The organism is Amycolatopsis sp. lyj-84 (assembly GCF_046549075.1).
Lineage (GTDB): Bacteria > Actinomycetota > Actinomycetes > Mycobacteriales > Pseudonocardiaceae > Amycolatopsis.
In genome coordinates this window covers 156,827-173,558 of record NZ_JAJPWO010000004.1, presented here as the reverse complement: position 1 = coordinate 173,558, position 16,732 = coordinate 156,827, and the positions used below count along the sequence as shown (strand labels likewise).

Annotated in this window: 15 protein-coding genes; 6 read left to right on the top strand and 9 right to left on the bottom strand. The window is 68.9% G+C overall.

Annotation, left to right across the window (positions count from 1 at the left end; all coding sequences use genetic code 11):
- Positions 1–16 precede the first annotated feature (16 nt).
- Positions 17–1,321 (top strand): FAD-dependent oxidoreductase, encoded by a 1,305-nt coding sequence (locus ACLJRM_RS14975; RefSeq protein WP_410663264.1) that lies wholly within the window; start codon positions 17–19, stop codon positions 1,319–1,321.
- 71 nt (positions 1,322–1,392) lie between these two features.
- On the opposite strand, the gene ACLJRM_RS14970 is transcribed toward ACLJRM_RS14975, so the two are convergent.
- The 5 genes from ACLJRM_RS14970 to ACLJRM_RS14950 all read right to left on the bottom strand — a co-directional run bounded on the left by ACLJRM_RS14970 (position 1,393) and on the right by ACLJRM_RS14950 (position 7,228).
- Positions 1,393–2,640, bottom strand: a complete 1,248-nt coding sequence (locus ACLJRM_RS14970) for an ATP-grasp domain-containing protein (protein ID WP_101609039.1) — start codon at positions 2,638–2,640, stop codon at positions 1,393–1,395.
- Positions 2,633–3,898, bottom strand: coding sequence for an acyl-CoA dehydrogenase family protein (locus ACLJRM_RS14965; RefSeq protein ID WP_101609038.1), 1,266 nt, complete (start codon positions 3,896–3,898; stop codon positions 2,633–2,635). The genes ACLJRM_RS14970 and ACLJRM_RS14965 overlap by 8 nt, the downstream gene beginning before the upstream one ends.
- Positions 3,895–5,220, bottom strand: a complete 1,326-nt coding sequence (locus ACLJRM_RS14960) for an ATP-grasp domain-containing protein (RefSeq protein ID WP_101609037.1) — start codon at positions 5,218–5,220, stop codon at positions 3,895–3,897. Before ACLJRM_RS14960 ends, ACLJRM_RS14965 begins: the two co-directional genes overlap by 4 nt.
- Complete coding sequence (locus tag ACLJRM_RS14955; protein WP_101609036.1) at positions 5,217–6,482, bottom strand: MFS transporter; 1,266 nt, start codon at positions 6,480–6,482, stop codon at positions 5,217–5,219. The genes ACLJRM_RS14960 and ACLJRM_RS14955 overlap by 4 nt, the downstream gene beginning before the upstream one ends.
- Positions 6,483–6,853: 371 nt before the next feature.
- Positions 6,854–7,228, bottom strand: a complete 375-nt coding sequence (locus ACLJRM_RS14950) for an ArsR/SmtB family transcription factor (protein ID WP_233224276.1) — start codon at positions 7,226–7,228, stop codon at positions 6,854–6,856.
- A 108-nt stretch (positions 7,229–7,336) separates the two neighbouring features.
- Between ACLJRM_RS14950 and ACLJRM_RS14945 the strand changes: the two genes are divergently transcribed.
- The gene (locus ACLJRM_RS14945; protein WP_410599406.1) at positions 7,337–7,756 is read left to right on the top strand and encodes an arsenate reductase ArsC; all 420 of its coding nucleotides are present in this window, start codon (positions 7,337–7,339) and stop codon (positions 7,754–7,756) included.
- Positions 7,753–8,811 carry an ACR3 family arsenite efflux transporter gene (gene arsB, locus ACLJRM_RS14940; protein ID WP_101609034.1) on the top strand — a complete coding sequence of 353 codons (1,059 nt, stop codon included), beginning with the start codon at positions 7,753–7,755 and terminating at the stop codon, positions 8,809–8,811. The genes ACLJRM_RS14945 and arsB overlap by 4 nt, the downstream gene beginning before the upstream one ends.
- Here arsB and ACLJRM_RS14935 read toward each other — a convergent pair.
- A complete protein-coding gene (locus ACLJRM_RS14935) occupies positions 8,798–10,132 on the bottom strand; it encodes an FAD-dependent oxidoreductase (protein ID WP_101613328.1) in 1,335 nt (444 codons plus the stop codon). The two genes, arsB and ACLJRM_RS14935, sit on opposite strands and share 14 nt — an antisense overlap.
- A gap of 103 nt (positions 10,133–10,235) precedes the next feature.
- On the opposite strand from ACLJRM_RS14935, the gene ACLJRM_RS14930 reads away from it, so the two are divergent.
- Positions 10,236–11,045: a helix-turn-helix domain-containing GNAT family N-acetyltransferase gene (locus ACLJRM_RS14930; RefSeq protein ID WP_101609033.1), complete on the top strand. Its 810-nt coding sequence runs from the start codon at positions 10,236–10,238 to the stop codon at positions 11,043–11,045.
- A gap of 208 nt (positions 11,046–11,253) precedes the next feature.
- On the opposite strand, the gene ACLJRM_RS14925 is transcribed toward ACLJRM_RS14930, so the two are convergent.
- On the bottom strand, positions 11,254–11,859 hold the full coding sequence (locus ACLJRM_RS14925) for a MarR family transcriptional regulator (RefSeq protein ID WP_101609032.1): 606 nt from the start codon (positions 11,857–11,859) through the stop codon (positions 11,254–11,256).
- 36 nt (positions 11,860–11,895) lie between these two features.
- Here ACLJRM_RS14925 and ACLJRM_RS14920 point away from each other — a divergent pair, with 36 nt between their 5' ends.
- Positions 11,896–13,293, top strand: a complete 1,398-nt coding sequence (locus ACLJRM_RS14920; protein ID WP_101609031.1) for a hypothetical protein — start codon at positions 11,896–11,898, stop codon at positions 13,291–13,293.
- Positions 13,294–13,301: 8 nt separating this feature from the next.
- On the opposite strand, the gene ACLJRM_RS14915 is transcribed toward ACLJRM_RS14920, so the two are convergent.
- Positions 13,302–14,030 carry a TetR/AcrR family transcriptional regulator gene (locus ACLJRM_RS14915; protein WP_101609030.1) on the bottom strand — a complete coding sequence of 243 codons (729 nt, stop codon included), beginning with the start codon at positions 14,028–14,030 and terminating at the stop codon, positions 13,302–13,304.
- A gap of 79 nt (positions 14,031–14,109) precedes the next feature.
- Here ACLJRM_RS14915 and ACLJRM_RS14910 point away from each other — a divergent pair, with 79 nt between their 5' ends.
- On the top strand, positions 14,110–15,222 hold the full coding sequence (locus tag ACLJRM_RS14910; protein ID WP_410663263.1) for an FAD-dependent oxidoreductase: 1,113 nt from the start codon (positions 14,110–14,112) through the stop codon (positions 15,220–15,222).
- Positions 15,223–15,265: 43 nt separating this feature from the next.
- Here the strand turns inward: ACLJRM_RS14910 and ACLJRM_RS14905 are convergent, their stop codons facing one another.
- On the bottom strand, positions 15,266–16,390 hold the full coding sequence (locus ACLJRM_RS14905; protein ID WP_410663262.1) for a S1 family peptidase: 1,125 nt from the start codon (positions 16,388–16,390) through the stop codon (positions 15,266–15,268).
- Positions 16,391–16,732 lie beyond the last annotated feature (342 nt).

The following is a 16,732-nucleotide window of genomic DNA, read 5'->3' as shown; positions in this document are numbered from 1 at the left end:
ACAAGGGGAGTGCATAGTGGAGTTCGCGATCGTGGGCGCCGGCATGGCCGGCGCTTTCCTGGCGCTTTCGCTGGGCAGGCAAGGGCATACGGTCACGGTGTACGACCGTCGTCCGGACCCCCGCGAGACAGCCAGCGCGGTGACGTCGATGAATCTAGGGCTGTCACGGCGCGGCCTGGCGGCGTTGGACCGGCTCGGGCTGTCGGAGGAAGTGCGGCGGCTCGTGGTGCCGATGCAGGGCCGGATGCTGCACAACACCGATGGCGGGCTGCGGTTCTCGGCGTACGGCGAGGGCGGCATCCTGGCCATCCAGCGCCAGGACCTGAGCGCGCTGCTGGTGGAGGAAGCCAGCCGGGTACCCGGCGTGCGATTCGTGTTCGACACGCGCTGCACGGGGATGGACCGCGACCTGCCCTCGGTGTCCTTTGTGGACCCGAACGGGCAGGCGCTCGTGGTGAAGCCGGATGTCGTGGTGGGCGCGGACGGCGCGTTTTCGGCCGTCCGCCGGTTCATGCACCACGAGCAGCGTGCGGAGTTCTCGCAGAACTACCTCGAATGGGGCTGGCGCGAACTCCACATCCCGGCGGCGGCCGACGGCTCCCACCGCATGGCGGACGACGTCTTCCACCTCTGGCCCCGCGGCGACATCATGATGTTCGCCCACCCCAACCGCGACGGCTCCTTCACCTGTTCCTGCGTCCTCCCGTTCCACGGCACGCACGGCTTCGACTCGCTGCGGACGGCTTCGGACGTGGAATCGTTGTTCCGCGAGTACTTCCCCGACGTCCTGTCGCTGGTTCCCGACCTCGGCGAGACGTTCCTGCGGCAACCGACCTTCAACCTCGTCACCGTCAGCACCGCGCCGTGGACCTACGAGGGCAAGGTGGTGCTGATCGGCGACGCCTGCCACGCCGTCTATCCGTTCCTGGCACAGGGGATGAACTCGGCCTTCGAGGACGCGCTGGAGCTGACGGAGAGCCTCGCCCATCATCCGAACAGCACCTCGTCGGCGCTGACGAGGTACTACTCCCGCCGCAAGCCGAACACCGATGCCCTGGCGACCATGTCCCACCGCAACTTCGCCGAGCTCCGCGACACCGTGCGCTCGCCGGCGGTCCGTCTGGAACGCGCTTGCGACACCGTGCTGGAGAAGGTTCTCCGCCACCGCTGGATGCCTCTGCACGCGATGGTCACCAACACCACGGTCCCGTATGCCAAGGCGCTGCACCGGGCGACCCGCCAGCATCGCATCCTGAAGTACTCGGCCGCGGCCGCTCTCTCGGCCGTCGCCGCGGCCGCCGTCCGGCGGCTGCGCCGCTGAAGGCGCGACTAGCGCGTGAAGGCCCCCTTCCCTCAGCTGAGGGAAGGGGGCCTTCACGCGTGAGAGCAACGCTACGGACGAACCTCGATGCGGATCAGGCCCGCGGCCTTCTCCGCGCGCCGCAACGCTTCGGCCGGGCTGTCCGCGACGGCCATCACCAGCCCCGTCCGGTCCCACGAGCTGCGCAGCCCGGAGAACCGGTGGCCGGGTTTGACCTGGATGTCCACCAGGAACACGCCTTCCGCCTGACGGGCCTCCTCGAGTCCCAGCACGGCGTCGATCACTCCCGGCTCCATCGGGACGAACCGGACGGCGGCTCCGCCCGTGGCGCGGCGAGGCAGCTCTGGCAGCGGCTCGCCGCGCATCATCATGAAGTACGAACGCAGCAGTTCCATCGAATAGGCGCGGTCGATGACCTCCATGATGCCGTCCCCGGCGATCCGGCCCGCGCATTCCACCAGATACGGCACACCGTCGGAGACGATCCACTCGCAGTGCAGGATGCCGTCGGCGAACCCGACGGCCGCGACGACGCGATCGGTCTGCTCCGCCAGTGTCTCGGCGAGGTCGCCGGGAATGTCGGCCGGGACGATATGCGCCAGCTCCACCGGCCGCGGGCCGGGGTAGAGCTGCTTGCCGGTGACGTTGGCGAACAGCCGCCGCCCACCGCGGACGAGCATCTCGACGCTGTACTCGGGCCCGGGCACGTACCGCTCGACCAGCATGGACAGTTCCATCGGCCGGTCGGGTACGAAGATGCCCTCGTCCTGCTCGACACAGCTCGTCCAGGCCTGCTCGGCTTCGGCCGGGTCACGGACGATCTGCGTGCCGACCGCGGCCTGCCGGTTCGCCGGTTTGAGCACCACCGGGCCCGGATGGGCGGCCATGAACGCCAGCACTTCCGCCGGGCCGGTCACCGTGGCGCACTCCGGATTGGCCAGCCCGGCGGCCGCGCTGACCTTGCGCAGCAAGGCTTTGTCCCGCAGGATCTGCGCGGCGCCGAGGCTCGCGCCCGGCAGGCCGTAGCGTTCGGCGAGCCGGGCGGCGAACGGGGTGGCGTACTCGATCAGCGGCACCACCGCGACCGGGTCGAGGTCGCGGTGGGTGGCGTAGAACTCGTCGGCCGTGCCGGGACTGGCGTATTCCCAGCCGATCAGTTCACGGACCAGCGGGGACCCGTCCAGTCTCGCGCGCAGATCCCGTTTCCGGATCACGTCCGGCTCTTCGACGAGGATGACCGAACCGTCGGGTTCGGCGCCGGTGAGTGCCATCAGCACCGGCGTCACGAACCCGACGATCAGGATGGGTCGCTCACGCATCGAGCTCGGACTCGGTCTTGGGCTTGTCCACGATGCCGAGCATGAACCGCATGGAAGGCTTGGCACCGACCAGGTGCGCGCCGACCGTCTGGGTGACCCGGTCCCTCGCGGTCGGGTGCATGGCCATCGTCATCGAGTCCCGGAGCCACCGGTTCATCGGGTCGCCCGACCTGATCGCCGCGGTGCCGAGCAGATCGCAGAGCCGCTGCACGACCCGCTTGGACATCTGGAACGCCTGCCAGCCGGTCAGTGCCGGCGCGACCCGCTCGTCGGGGGTGAGATCGTCCAGCGTGCCGATCCCGTCGGCGGTGACCTCCCACTGCCGTTCCAGCGCCCGGTAGACCCCGGCGCGCGTCGTGCTGTAGTCGGCCTCGCATTCGGCCAGCGTGATCTGGATGTGCTCGTTGTCCTTCCAGGCGACGCCGCTCATCCGCCAGGGCGAGCCTTTCAGCATGTCGACCCGTTCCATGGTGAGGCCGCGGACGTAGTCCAGCGCGGCCCTCGCCACGCCGAGCGGCACCCCGCACATGCTGCGCTGGATCACGTCCGGCTGCACGTGCGGTCCGTTGGGGACCTTGGGGTTGTCGAAGGTCAGGGTGTGGTTCTCCGGGACGAACACGTCGGTGATCTTGTAGTCACTGCTGCCGGAACCGCACAGGCCGAGGGTGTACCAGTTGTCGACCGATTCGATCTGGTCGCCCGGCACCATGAACAGGCGCGACTCGTGCGGGTTGCTGCCGTCCGGGCTGGCGTAGGGCTCGCCGTTCTCGAACACCATGGCGCCGGAGGCGACCCATTCGGCGTGGGTCGAACCGCTGCCGAAGCCCCACCGGCCGGTGAGCCGGTAGCCGCCGGGAACGCGCTCCGCGTGCCCCGTCACCGGCAGCACCCCCGCGGAGTGCATGTCGATGCTGGTGAACATCCGGCGCGCCTCCTCCTGGTCGAGGAAGTTGGCGTGCAAGCCGATGTCCGAGCCGAGCTTGGCGCACCAGCCGACGGACGCGTCGCCCCAGGACAGGGCTTCGATCACCTCGGTCTGCTCCATCGAGGTCATGTGCGGGCCGCCCCATTCCCGGGTGAAGCCGATCCGGAACGCGCCGGAGTCGCGCAGCAGCTCGACCACGTCCGCGGGCAGGCTCCGGTTCTTCTCGATCTCCGCGGCCCGCTCACGCAGGATCGGCGCGAGCGCTTTCGCGTTCGCGAGGATCTGCGCGCCGGTCAGCGGCACATCGGTGCGGACGGGCTCGGTCATGGTCATGCGGAAACTCCCTCGTGTTCGTCGACGTCGAGCAGCCCGGCGGGCATCTCGAACGCGGTACCGGGTTCTGGTGGGTCCACCGGATCGGCGTCGACCCGCACCAGGGCGGCAGCCGTATCCAGTCGCTGGGCACAGGTTTCACGGTCCTCGGCCTCGCACACCACGAACGAGTGCCGGGCGAGGTAGCCGCCGGGCGGCAGCCGCAGGGTGGTCCCCGGGTCGATCATCGGTGACGCGAAGACCAGGCCCGGCACCGTTTCCCGATCGGACGGGACGGTGACCCCGTGGACGAGGCAGTCGTGGTCCGGGTAGCCGAACCGGATACCGGCGACCACGTCCCGGGTGGGGGCGATGACCGGCCGGTGCCCGGTCGCGACGGCGAACAGGATCTCGCCGGGGTCGAGACCGGTGGCCGTCCTGCCGAGGAACGGGATCAGGTCGCCGCCGAGGCGGCCGTTGATCTCGATGATCAGCGGCCCGCGGTCGGTCAGCCGGACTTCGGAATGGGTGATGCCGTCCTCCACGCCGAGCGCGCGGTGGGCCTTGGCCAGGACGTCCATCAGGACGGTGTCGTGCAGCAGCGGATCGCCGGCGTCGACGACGTGCCCGATCTCCTCGAAGTACGGCTGGTCGCCGGTTTCCTTACGGGCCACGAACATCGGCAGGTACTCGCCCTTGTACACGGCGGCGTCGATGCTGATCTCCGGCCCGGAGACGTAACCTTCCACGATCGCGCCGCCGCCGTAGCGGCTCTGGTCGACGGTGGCCGCGCCCATCGCGACACCGAACGCGGCGTCCACTTCGGACTCGTCGGCGGCGTACACCACGCCGATGCTCGCGCCCATCGCCCTCGGTTTGAGCACCACCGGGTATCCGATCCGGGCGGCCGCCGCACGTGCCTCTTCGAGGCCGGTGGTCAAGGCGTAGCCCGGTTGCAGCAGTCCTTCGGCGGTCAGCACGGCGCGGGTGCGGTTCTTGTCGCGGCAACCGCGGACGCCGTCCACGCTCAACCCGGGTACCCCGAGTTCGGCGGCGAGTTCGCCCGCGGCGAGCACGACCGGCTCGTCCCAGCACATCAGGCCGACGATCCGGTGCCGTCCGGCGACCTCACGGGCGGCGGCGAGCATCTCGTCCGCGTCGAACACGTCGGTGTGGACGATCTCGTCGAAGTAGGCGTGCTGCCAGGTGGGTTTGAGATTGTTCAGCAGCACCAAGCCGATTCCGGCCGCGCGGGCGCACCGGTGGATGGACGAGACCAGGTATTCGCGATACAGCTTCAGTCCGCTGCCGATGACCAGCAGCACGCCGTTCGATTCGTTCATGGTCGCTCTCCCACGACTTCCGGCTCGGGTTCGGCCACAGGCTCCGGCACGGGAGGCTGTTTGAGGCCGTAGATGTGCATCGATCCGGCGATGACGGACAGCACCGCGCAGAAGCCCCAGAACGCCGGACCGCCGAACTCGCTCCAGAGGAACAGCCCCAGGATCGGGCCCAAGGTCGCGGCCACGCCGGACAGCGTTTCCTTCGTCGCGATGTACCGGCTTCTCACCTCGACCGGGAACGTGGCGGGATGGGCGGCCGTGCTCGGTCCGTGGATCATCAGCCCGGACACCGCCAGCAGCGCGCCGGCGACCACGAAGAACGGATGCTGCGCGATCAGCCCGTAGAGGGTGAACGCCACCGCGCTGACCAGGTTGCCGAACAGTCCGGCGAGGTACTTCGGGATCCGGACGATGTAGGTGGTGATCTTCAGTTCACAGGTGATCAGCACGACCGAGGAGATCACCAGGACCGTGCTGTACAGGCCGACCGGATGGCCGGCGGCGACGATGTTCAACGGCAGCACCGCGACCGACCCGGCGTAGATCATCATGCCGAACACGCCTGCCACCAGGTAACACAGGAACCGGGTGTCCCGGACCAGCTTCCCGTACACCTCGCGAGCGCTCAGGGCCGGAACCGGTGTGCCGCCGGGCTCGGCGTCGTGGCGGGTCGCGGTTTGCTTCGGCAGCAACACGAACGCCAGCAGCGCCCACAGCGCCGCGGTCGCTCCGTCCAGCCAGAACAGCAGGTCCCAGTTCACCTGGATGACCACGGCGGCGATCAGCGGTGCCACGGCCGCGCCCATGTTCAGCGCGATGCGCATCATCGAGAAGCCCATGACCTTGTGCTCTTCCGGCATGAGCTCGGCGAGCAGCACCGCCGCCGCCGGCCGGTAGGCCTGGATCGACAGCCCGGACAACGCGATCACCGCGAGCAGTAGCGGAGGCGTGCCCGAGACCAGCGGGATCGACGCGACGAGCGGTGCCGCGCACGTCATCACCGTCACGATCGTCGCGCGGCCGCCGAACCGGTGGGTCAGCTCGCCACCGAGCATGGCGCCGAAGATCGCCCCCACGCTGTACGCGGCGAGGCAGACCCCGGCGAAGCCGACCGAGGTGCCCCGGAAGGTCAGATACAGGATCAAGAACGTCTGGACGAACGCGCCCAGCTGGTTGACCAGCATGCCGCCGAGCAGATACCTGACCGGGGCGGGGGTGGACCGCAGCACCGCGAAGACGCCGGTCCTCGTGTCGCCGGTCATGCCGCCGTGCCCGTCATCGAACGCTCGGCCTGGCCACGGCCGCATCGGCCGACCGGCGCCGCGCCGATCGCCGGTACGCCGATTCCTTGGTCAGTCACACAGCCACCTCCATTTGTCCGATACCCGCGGTGGTTCACGAAACGCACCGGCGCGGGCCCAGTCCATGGGAGGGACAGCGAGCGTTGCCGAGATGGCCGACCGGTGCCCAAAGGCTAGGTTCGGATCTTTCCCGGCAGGTAGGGGAACTCTTCCCGACGGATGGGGAAATACGGGGCCGGTGGCGGTGTCGCGAAAGCCACTTTCGGGACATCAGACGTCGCGAAAGTGGCTTTCGCGACGTCTGGGGTGGCCGTCGGCGCTGGACCGGTTGTTCAGCACCCCGCGTCGGTGAGGCGGGCGGGCCGGTCGGCGAGCGGGCCGCCCGCGCGGAGCAGGGTTCCCAGGGTTTCGAGCGGTTCGGGGACGACGGTGTACCAGCTCCAGGTTCCGCGTCGTTCCCGCACGAGGATGCCGGCGGAGACCAGCACGCGCAGGTGATGACTGAGCGAGGGCTGGGGCATGTCGAATTCTTCGGCCAGGTCGCAGAAACACGCCTCGCCACCGGGGGAGTGCCGCACCAGCGACAGCAGCCGGATCCGCACGGGATCCGACAACGCCTTGAACAGCTTCGCGGCCGTCTCGGCGTCACCGGGATCGACGACCGCCGCGGGGGCGGCCATCAGCAGGGTCAGTTTCTCGCTCGTCACGACCCTCCCTTCACACCTGGCATCCCACCATACCCGCTGGATTGACAAATCTCGATCCAGTCTCCTAGGTTGCATCGGCGAACTTCGATCCAGTCTCGAGGAGATGGTATGACCCGCACGCCCGAAGTGCTGTTCGTCTGCGTGCACAACGCCGGGAGGTCCCAGCTGGCCGCCGCGCTGGTGCGGCACTACTCGCTCGGCCGGATCGCCGTCCGGTCCGCGGGGTCCGAACCCGCCGAGGCGGTGAACCCCGCCGCCGCGGCCGCGCTCGCGGAGTGGGGCTTGGACATCACCGCCGAGATTCCGGTCAAACTGTCCACAGAGGACGTCGAAGCCTCCGACGTGGTGATCACCATGGGCTGCGGTGACACCTGCCCCGTGTTCCCCGGCAAGCGTTACCTCGACTGGCCGCTCGAAGACCCGGCGGGTCGGGGAGTGGACGCCGTCCGCCCGATCCGCGACGAGATCGACCGCCGCGTCCGCCGCCTGGTCACCGAAATCCTCGACACCCCCAAGGATCCCGCGTGACCCAAACCGCCGATGTCGTGCGCAAACTGTCCTTTCTCGACCGTTATCTGCCGGTGTGGATCGTCGCCGCCATGGTGGCCGGACTGGTGCTGGGCGGCGTGATCCCCGGACTGCAAGGGGTGCTGGACGCGGTGAAGATCGGGCAGGTGTCGCTGCCGATCGCGCTCGGTCTGCTGCTGATGATGTACCCGGTCCTCGCGAAGGTCCGCTACGACAGGCTGCACACCGTCACCCGTGACCGGCGCACCATGGTGCTTTCCTTGGTGCTCAACTGGATTCTCGGTCCGGCGCTGATGTTCGCGCTCGCCTGGCTGATGCTGCCGGACCTTCCCGAGTACCGGACCGGGCTGATCATCGTCGGGCTGGCCCGCTGTATCGCGATGGTGATCATCTGGAACGACCTCGCCTGCGGTGACCGCGAGGCCGCGGCGGTGCTGGTCGCGCTGAACTCGGTCTTCCAGGTGATCATGTTCGGTGTGCTCGGCTGGTTCTACCTCGACCTGCTGCCCGGTTGGCTGGGTCTGGACACGACGACGCTGGACTTCTCACCGTGGGAGATAGCGCTGAGCGTGATCATCTTTCTCGGTATCCCGCTCGCCGCCGGCTACCTCTCCCGCCGCGCCGGGGAGCGGGCCAAGGGCCGCGAGTGGTACGAGAGCACGTTCCTGCCCAAGATCGGTCCGGTCGCGCTGTACGGCCTGCTGTTCACCATCGTGATCCTTTTCGCGCTGCAAGGCGAGAACATCACCTCGCGGCCGCTCGACGTCGCCCGGATCGCGCTGCCGCTGCTGGTGTACTTCGCGGTCATGTGGGTCGGCGGCTACTCGCTGGGCAAGGCTTCGGGCCTGTCCTACGAGCGAACGACGACACTGGCGTTCACCGCTGCGGGCAACAACTTCGAACTCGCGATCGCCGTCGCGATCGGCGTCTTCGGCGTGACCTCCGGGCAGGCTCTCGCCGGTGTCGTCGGCCCGCTGATCGAAGTACCGGTGCTGGTCGGCCTGGTCTACGTCAGCCTGTGGCTGCGGAAACGCTGGCCTGTCAGCGGCTCGTGACCCCGAGCGAGAGGGCCACCGGCTCCGGTGCCGCGCAACAGCCTCCGGCGGCCGGTGCGTCGTCCGGCTCGTCGAACAGGCCGGCGCCACCACAGACTCCGGTTTCGGCCATCCGGAGCTCCACGCGGGCGGCGGCTTCGTGGTCACCGGCGAGCTCGGCGGCGATGCTGCGCACCTGTTCGTAGCCGGTCATGGCGAGGAAGGTCGGCGCCCGGCCGTAACTCTTCATGCCCGCGAGGTAGAAGTCCTTCTCCGGGTGGGCGAGTTCCTTGGCGCCGTGCGGGTACACGGTTCCGCACGAGTGCACGTTCGGATCGATCAGCGGCGCGAGCGCGACCGGCGCCTGCAGGGTCGGGTCCAGTTCCAGCCGGATCTCCGAGAGCCAGGTCAGATCGGGGCGGAACCCGGACAGGGTCACCACTTCGTCGACCTGGCCGAGCCGCTGCCCGGCGGAGGAGAGCAGCGACAGCCGCCCGTCGCCGTCGCGTTCGACAGCCTCGGTGCGGAACCCGGTCACGACCGTGATCAGTCCCGCGTCCACCGCGGCCCGCGCGCGCAGGCCGAGAGCGCCCCGGGCGGGAAGCTGGTCGGCGTCGCCGCCGCCGAAGGTGTCGCCGACCGAACCGCGGCGCAGCACCCAGCTGATCCGCGTACTCGCCGAGTCCTTCGCCAGGCCGGACAACGCGACCAGCGCGGTCAGCGCCGAATGCCCGCTGCCCGCGACCACCACGTGCTTGCCCGCGTAGCGCGCCCGCACGGTCTCGTCGCCCAGATCCGGGACCCGGTAGCCGATCCGGTCCGCCGCGGTTCGCTCTCCGGCGGCTGGAAGTCCTTCCCCGCCAAGGGGATTCGGGGTCGTCCAGGTCCCCGACGCGTCGATCACCGCCCGCGCCGCGATCCGCTCCTCCGAACCGTCGGCGGAGCGGACGTGCACGGTGAACGGCTCGTCGTCCCGGCCGCTGTCCACCACCCGGTCCCGGCCGCGGCGTGCCACGCCGGTCACCTCGGCGCCGAACCGCACCCGGTCAGACAGCGCTTCCGCCAGCGGCCGCAGATACGACCCGGCCCAGTCCGAACCCGTCGGACAAGCCTCGGAATCGGGCCTCGTCCAGCCGGTCTTCTCCAGCAGCCGCCCGGCCGCCGGAGCGACGAGCTCGGACCAAGGGGAGAACAGCCGGACGTGATTCCACGCCGCCACCGCCGCGCCCGCTCGCGGGCCGCGCTCCAGTACGAGTGGCTCAAGACCCCGTTCCACCAGCTCGGCGGCCGCCGCCAGTCCCACCGGGCCCGCTCCGATCACTACGACAGGAAGCTCGTTCATCCCCATGCCCCTTTCATCGATCACGCTCGATTGAGTCGATGCGGGGACTGTATCGATGGCCATCGATTGACGCAACCATCGATTCTGGTCGATACTGTGTGCCATGACCTCGGTGGTGCCCGTTCCCCTAGTCGGCCTCCTGCCCGAACAGGAAGCCGCGACCTACGCCGGATGGTTCGCCTGCCTGGCCGAGCCGATGCGGGTGAAACTGCTGCACGCGGTCGCGACCTCGCCCCGCGGCCTGACCGTCGGAGCCCTGACCGAGATCCTTGGGACCAGCCAGTCGACGTGCTCGCATCATGTCCGGAAGCTGGCCGAGGTCGGTTTCCTGCACCTGCGCAAGGAGGGCACCGCGACCGTCGTCACGATCAACCAGGCCTGCTGCAGCGGTCTCCCGCACGCGGCCGACGCCGTCATGGGTCTGCTCGCCCCTCGGCCCTGCTGCCCGGACAACGTGCCTGACGACGTCACCGTGCGCCCGATGATCGACGACGACGCGGAGACGTTACGACGGATTTCCGGTGAAGATGTCGCCGCCGAATTCGACGTTCAAGGATTGCCGGATCACCAATGGGTCGCGGAAAGCGATGGTGAAGTCGTCGGCTGGGCCGTCGCGGCCCCGATTTCGTCGCGTGCTCGTCATCGAGGTGTCGCCGAGACCATCGTCCATGTCGTCGAAAGCCACCGCGGTCGCGGCGTCGGAAAGGCTCTGATCCACAAACAGGTCACCGAAGCCGACGCCGCCGGGATCCGGACGTTGCAAACCTCCGTCTTCACCGATGACCGCGCGAGCATCGCCCTGTATCGCAGCGCCGGTTACCGCACCGTGGGCATCCGCGAACGCATCGCCCGGCGTGGCGATGTCTGGCACGACACCGTTTTCCTCGAACGTCGCAGTGAGGTCGACTGTTGAGCGGGAAGAGAATGGTGCGCGGACTTCGCATCCCACACTTTCGAACTTCCTCTCAAAGGAAGCGTCAAATCGCGTCTCACGGGTATTGCTGCGCGTAACCATTCACGGCCTGCCGGCGACTAGTTCAGGAACGGCGGCCGGAGGGTGGGATGAAAATCGCCATTCGCGACAACGGCGGGGAACGGCGATCGGGGTCGTCGGAGCGCGACTATTCGTCTCCTCGCTCCGCGAGCTGTTCGGCCACGGCTTCGCCCCGGGGAGTGGCGTACCAGCCCTTCGACCGGCCGAGCCGGGTTTTGACGACCAGGCCGCGCTCCAGGAGCATCTTTCCGCTGCGGCTGATCTGCGCTTCGTGGACCTTGAGCCGATCGCAGACGTCAGAACTGGTGATGTGCGGTTCGCGGTGCACCAGCACGAGCATCTTGGCCGCCCAGGACTTCGGGTCCAGGGTGTCGGCCAGCGCCGCCTGCTCCGCCCGGTCGAGCGCGGCTTGTGCCACCTCGGCCAATCCCATGACGACGGCCTCGAGTCGCATGGTGTGGCCGCCCGGTTGCAGTCGCATCCCCGCGTTCTGGAAGGCACGCAACGCCGAGCTCAGTGACGGAATGTCCGCGAGCAGGGCGGCGTCGACCAGCCATCTGCCCACCGCGGCCGCCCAGCGGTCGACCGCCGCGTGGTCGCCGAGCACCTTTCCCTCACCGGTCTCTTCTTTCAGCTTCGTCGCCCAGGCCTCGAAGCCTCGGGATACCCCCTCGGCGGTGGGCCTCAGGCTCGCCGGTGTCGTGTCCGGTACGGCTGTCGCAGTCGAGGGCATGGGCTCTCCACCTCCAGAATCAAGGAAGTGTTAAGTATGGATCCTGCCGACGAGTTCGTCAACCTCTACGACGAGCTCAAGAAAGTGCACGGGGACACGCTCAGCGAGTGGTCGGTGCGCGACAGCGTCCAGGCCGTCAAGGAAGCCGTGCGAAACGAGGTGCGGGCGACGGGCTTCCTTTCCGCGGAGTGGATCTCCGACTCCCCGGACGATCCGACGAGTTTCGGCATTCTGCTCGGTCTCGACCTCGCGCTCCTCGACGCCAACGCCGACACGTCCTACCTGGGTTTCCGGGCACTCGACTACCTTCAGGTGCGGCTGGAGATGAACGGCAGGCTCAACGACCAGACCGGGGGCATCCTGCTGCCCCGCCGTACTTCCCCCTGCCGTCCGAACGAGGACGCGGAGGATCTCGACGATTTCCTCCAGTTGTTGCGGATCCCGCCTTATGTCAGCGCCAATCTGCAGATTTCCCGGGTCCCCGCCGTTCGCGACCTGCCGCGGCCGGACGGGCGCGGCCTGCTCAGGATCGCGCAGCTGCCCCTGCTGGCCGACCCGGCCGACTTGCGCTGGGAGCCCGATCATCCCGACGGTGGGTTCTACACCGTCGGGCCCGTCAGCACGCGACTCGACGACCGGATCGCGAGGGCGCTGAACGTTCTCGACAAGAGCGGGGCGGTATTGGCGATCCTTCCGGAGGGTTGCCTGGACGACAGCCTCCTCGAACGATGGCGCGAGCTGCTCCGGGCCACGCCGCGGCCCGAAGGGAGCTCGCTCACCTGGCTCCTGCTGGGAACCGGTCCGGTGATCGGTGTAGGACCTCATCCGGCCAGCAGTCGTCCGCCGAACCGCGCCGTCCTCGTCCATCGCAACGGCTGGGTCGAGCCGATGCTCACCCAGGACAAGATGTCGGGATTCTGCTTCACGGTGGGGAAACAGAAGGAGTACGAGGTCGAACTCGGCGGGGTCAAACGCGACGAACGCATCTCCCACGATTCCCTGATCACCGTGCTCGACTCCCGCGCGGGGCGGTTCGCCGTCCAGGTGTGCGAGGACTTCACCCGCCCGGCGCGGCGCCTGCACCTCGTCGCTGCCGGGGTCACCCACCTTCTCGTCCCGGTCCTCGCGGCCCCGATGTGGAAGCAGGGATGGCAGGCGGGAGCGGGTCAAGTGCTGACCGTGCACCTCGGGGCGAAAGCGGCGGTGAGCAACGGACTCGCGATCACGCGCTTCTACCGAGAGAAGAAGAGCGGGACGTACGGCCCTTTCGAAATCGAGTATCCGGCGACCACGTTGCTCACCACCGCCGGCCCGTCGGGCCGGCCTGACGAATATCTGACGACCGACGACATGGTCAAGGAGTACCGGAACCCGGAGGCCAGGCGGCAGCAGGCACTCGAGGACGCTTTGACGCCACGGCTGGCCGAGTGGTGATCATCCCGCTAGGGCCGGGTGAGGTTGTCCATGATCAGGCCGAGGGTGAAGTCGAACCGGTCGTGCCCGGTGCCGGAGGTCAACGCGTCGGCGTGGCGCCTGGTCTGCGGAAACGCGTCGGCCGGCAGGGCCGCGAACCGGCGTAGCAGCTCCTCGCGGCTGAGAACCCACTCCTGCTCCGGGTCTTTCCGCCGTTGCTGGACGAGTGACTGCTCCAAGGCGTAGGCGCTGACGTAGAGGGAAAGGGCGTCGAGTGCCCAGGCGGCGGTCTGCGGTTCGATGCCCCCGGCGAGCAGGATCGTCAGGAGCCCTTCGCGTACCTGCAGCGTGTGAAGGTTGGTGGGGACCGTGCCCAGCGCGGCACGGGAGACACCGGGGTACTTCAGGTACTGGTCGCGGATCTGCGTGTAGACGTCGCGGATCTGCTGTCGCCACCGCGCCGGATCCGGTTCGGGGAGCACGACCCCGGCATAGAGCCGGCCGACGAGCAGATCGTCGATGTCGTCCTTGTTGACGATGTGCGCGTACAGCGACGACGGCCCGGCGCCGAGCACCGCGGCGACCCGGCGGATGGTCAGGGCGTCGTAGCCCTCGGTGGCGACGACCTGCAATGCGGCGTCGGTGATCCGGTCGACCGTGATGGGCTTCTTGCGCGGCGGCGACGTCGCGGAATCCCCGGTGGGCTGGGCGTGACGAGCTGCTCGGCGTTGCCGGGGGTCGGAGGGCATGCCGGTCACTCTAGCTTGACGCGAACTTAGTTCGCCGCGTAGAACTTAGTTCGTTAGCGGCGAACTAAGTTCGATTCGGAGGCGTGTGATGCGAGTTTCAGTTGCCGGAGCCGGTCTGGGAGGTCTCTGCCTGGCGCAGGGTCTGCGCGGCGCCGGCATCGAGGCCGAGGTCTACGAGCGGGATCCGGCGATCACCGCGCGGTTCCAGGGCTACCGGCTCGTGCTGAACCCGGCGGGGTTCGAAGCGGTGCGCGCCTGCCTGCCGCCGCGCTGGCATCCACTGCTGGACGCGATCGTCGGTGACGCCTACGGCGAGCGCCTGATCCTGGACCGGCACCTGAACAAGATCGGTGAGCTCGGCCCCGGCAGGACCGGCACCGTGGTCGACCGGCACGTGCTCCGGCATCTGCTGCTGACCGGGCTCCAGGTGCGGACCGGTGCCGGGGTGACCGGCTACGACGTACTGCCCGGCGGCAAGGTTTCCGCCCGCCTCGCGCACGGTGACCCGGTGACCGCCGATCTGCTGGTCGGGGCGGACGGGGTCGGCTCCGCCGTCCGCGCGGCGCTGGCACCGCGGATCACCCCGACCGACACCGGTGTCCGGTTCGTCATCGGCCGCACGCCGCTGACCGAACGCTTAACCGAACTTTCGCGGGCTTTCGGCTCGAAGATCGCCGGGGACGGGGTGAGCCTGCTGCTCGGGGCGATGCGGTTCCGCACCCCGCCGAAGGAGGCGGCCGAGCGGCTGGCGCCCGAGGTGACCCTTCCCGATGTCCGTGACTACGTGCGCTGGGCGATGATCCTGCCGACCGGTCCGCTCGGCGCCGCGACCCCGCAAGACGCCGCTCTGTCCAGGATGGACGGTTGGCATCCGGAACTCCGGGCGCTCGTCGAGCAGTCCGATCCGGACAACAGCACCCTCCTGTCCATCCGTGTGGTCGATCCCCGCGAGCGCTGGGCGCCGGGTCCGGTCACCCTGCTCGGTGACGCGATCCACGCCACCTCGCCGACCGGCGGCAACGGCGCGAACGCCGCCCTGTGCGACGCCGATCTGCTGCGCCGCTGCCTGATCGAGGCCGCGGAGGGCCGACAGGACCTTCTCGGCGCTGTCGGTGACTACGAGCGGCAGATGTTCGCTTATGGTGCCGAGGCCGTGCGCCACAGCCTGGACGCGCTTCCCGCCTACGTCCCGAACTCGTGAGTGGTAAGGACGGTTCTAACCGTCCTTACCACTCACGAGGGGGTCACGCGGTGACGAGCGACAAACCGTAGGTCTGCAGGATCTCGTTCACCGGCTGGAACCAGGTTTCGCCGCCGGAGCCACAGTTGCCCCAGCCGCCGGAGGTGACGCCCTGCGCCTGGTCGCCGGTGATGAAGGAGCCGCCGGAGTCGCCGGGCTCCGCGCAGACGTTGGTGCGGGTCATCTGGTGGACCGCGCCCTGGGAGTAGTTGACGGTCTCGTTGTGCCCCAGCACGGTGCCGCAGTGCCAGTGCGTCGTCGAGCCCGACCGGCACACCGAGGTGCCGACGGGGGCGACCCACGAACCCCGGACGAGTGCGTCGCTCACCGTGCCCCAGCCGAGGACGACCGGCGCGGTCCACCAGCCGTTGCCGATCCGGATGAACGCGTAGTCGTTGCCGGGGAAGGAAGAACCGGCGAAGTTGCCCATCGCCGAGCCGTCCCAGCCGACGACCGGACTGCCGTTGCCGCCGCAGTGGCCGGCGCTGACGAATCCGCCGTGGACGGAGAAACCGATCGAGCAGCGGGTGTTGCCGTTGATGTAGTACGGGTCGCCGCCGACGGTGCCCGCCGCGAACGGTTCGGCCTTCGGCGCGGTGACCACCGTGACCGGACCGGCTTTCCTGGCCCTGGCCAGGAAGTCATCGATGTCAGGGCCGTGCGCGCCTGGCCGGACGGCGACCACGACACTGCCGCTGCGGGGGTCGGCACGCCAGCCGCTGACCGCCGCGGGGGCGGGCCTGCTCTGGGCCGACAAGTCGATTTCGGCCTTCGCGGCGTCGAGTTTCGCCGCGCTGATGGCGGCGGTGGCGGGTTCGGCACCGGCCCGCCGGACGGCGGAAGCCGCTGCGGGGTCGGTCACCCCGACGACGAGTTTGCCGCGGGCCGGATCGAACCAGGCGCCGCCGAACGCCGCACCGGCGGCCTGCTGGGCGGCGGGCAGCACGCGTGAGGCGGTCATTTCCTGGGCGAGCCGGGTTTCGGCTCGTGCGGCGGTGAGCCCCAGATCCCGCTGCATGGCGGTGATCAGTCCGGGGGAAGCCAGCGCGACGGGGGCGAGGGCGGCGGAAGTGAGGCTCGCGGTCAGGACGGCGGCTCCGCCGAGTGCCAGGGCGATTCTTCGACGCATGGGATCCTCCAGGGCCGGGGGAAAGAAACACACTGCTCGCAGAGTGTGCGGCCGAGGACTGCGGAAGGGCGAGAAATGTCCGGTCTTCTGTCCGAAATTCGCCGAAGCGAACGGCCGGTCGGAGTAACGAGTGGCCGTGTCCGGTGCGTCGAGCGGCGCACGCGGCGTCGAGAGGGGAGGAGCCGGGCGGCGTACCCGCCTGGCAAGAATACGATCCGGGAATCGTCCTCGAATGACAAGAACAATCGGATCCCGGTCGCCTGAATCGATACGAATACGTTGGTGTGTTGTTGACCGGTTCGGGCCGCCGTAACGTTTTCCCGGATTTCGTCATTCCTTTTC

Bases quoted from the DNA above. Each gene is read 5' to 3' on its own strand.
- ACLJRM_RS14960 (WP_101609037.1), bottom strand. From the start codon at position 5,220: ATGAACGAATCGAACGGCGTGCTGCTGGTCATCGGCAGCGGACTGAAG.
- ACLJRM_RS14930 (WP_101609033.1), top strand. From the start codon at position 10,236: ATGACCTCGGTGGTGCCCGTTCCCCTAGTCGGCCTCCTGCCCGAACAG.
- ACLJRM_RS14970 (WP_101609039.1), bottom strand. From the start codon at position 2,640: ATGCGTGAGCGACCCATCCTGATCGTCGGGTTCGTGACGCCGGTGCTG.
- ACLJRM_RS14935 (WP_101613328.1), bottom strand. From the start codon at position 10,132: ATGAACGAGCTTCCTGTCGTAGTGATCGGAGCGGGCCCGGTGGGACTG.
- ACLJRM_RS14920 (WP_101609031.1), top strand. From the start codon at position 11,896: ATGGATCCTGCCGACGAGTTCGTCAACCTCTACGACGAGCTCAAGAAA.
- ACLJRM_RS14925 (WP_101609032.1), bottom strand. From the start codon at position 11,859: ATGCCCTCGACTGCGACAGCCGTACCGGACACGACACCGGCGAGCCTG.
- ACLJRM_RS14910 (WP_410663263.1), top strand. From the start codon at position 14,110: ATGCGAGTTTCAGTTGCCGGAGCCGGTCTGGGAGGTCTCTGCCTGGCG.
- ACLJRM_RS14955 (WP_101609036.1), bottom strand. From the start codon at position 6,482: ATGACCGGCGACACGAGGACCGGCGTCTTCGCGGTGCTGCGGTCCACC.
- ACLJRM_RS14965 (WP_101609038.1), bottom strand. From the start codon at position 3,898: ATGACCATGACCGAGCCCGTCCGCACCGATGTGCCGCTGACCGGCGCG.
- ACLJRM_RS14905 (WP_410663262.1), bottom strand. From the start codon at position 16,390: ATGCGTCGAAGAATCGCCCTGGCACTCGGCGGAGCCGCCGTCCTGACC.
- ACLJRM_RS14945 (WP_410599406.1), top strand. From the start codon at position 7,337: ATGACCCGCACGCCCGAAGTGCTGTTCGTCTGCGTGCACAACGCCGGG.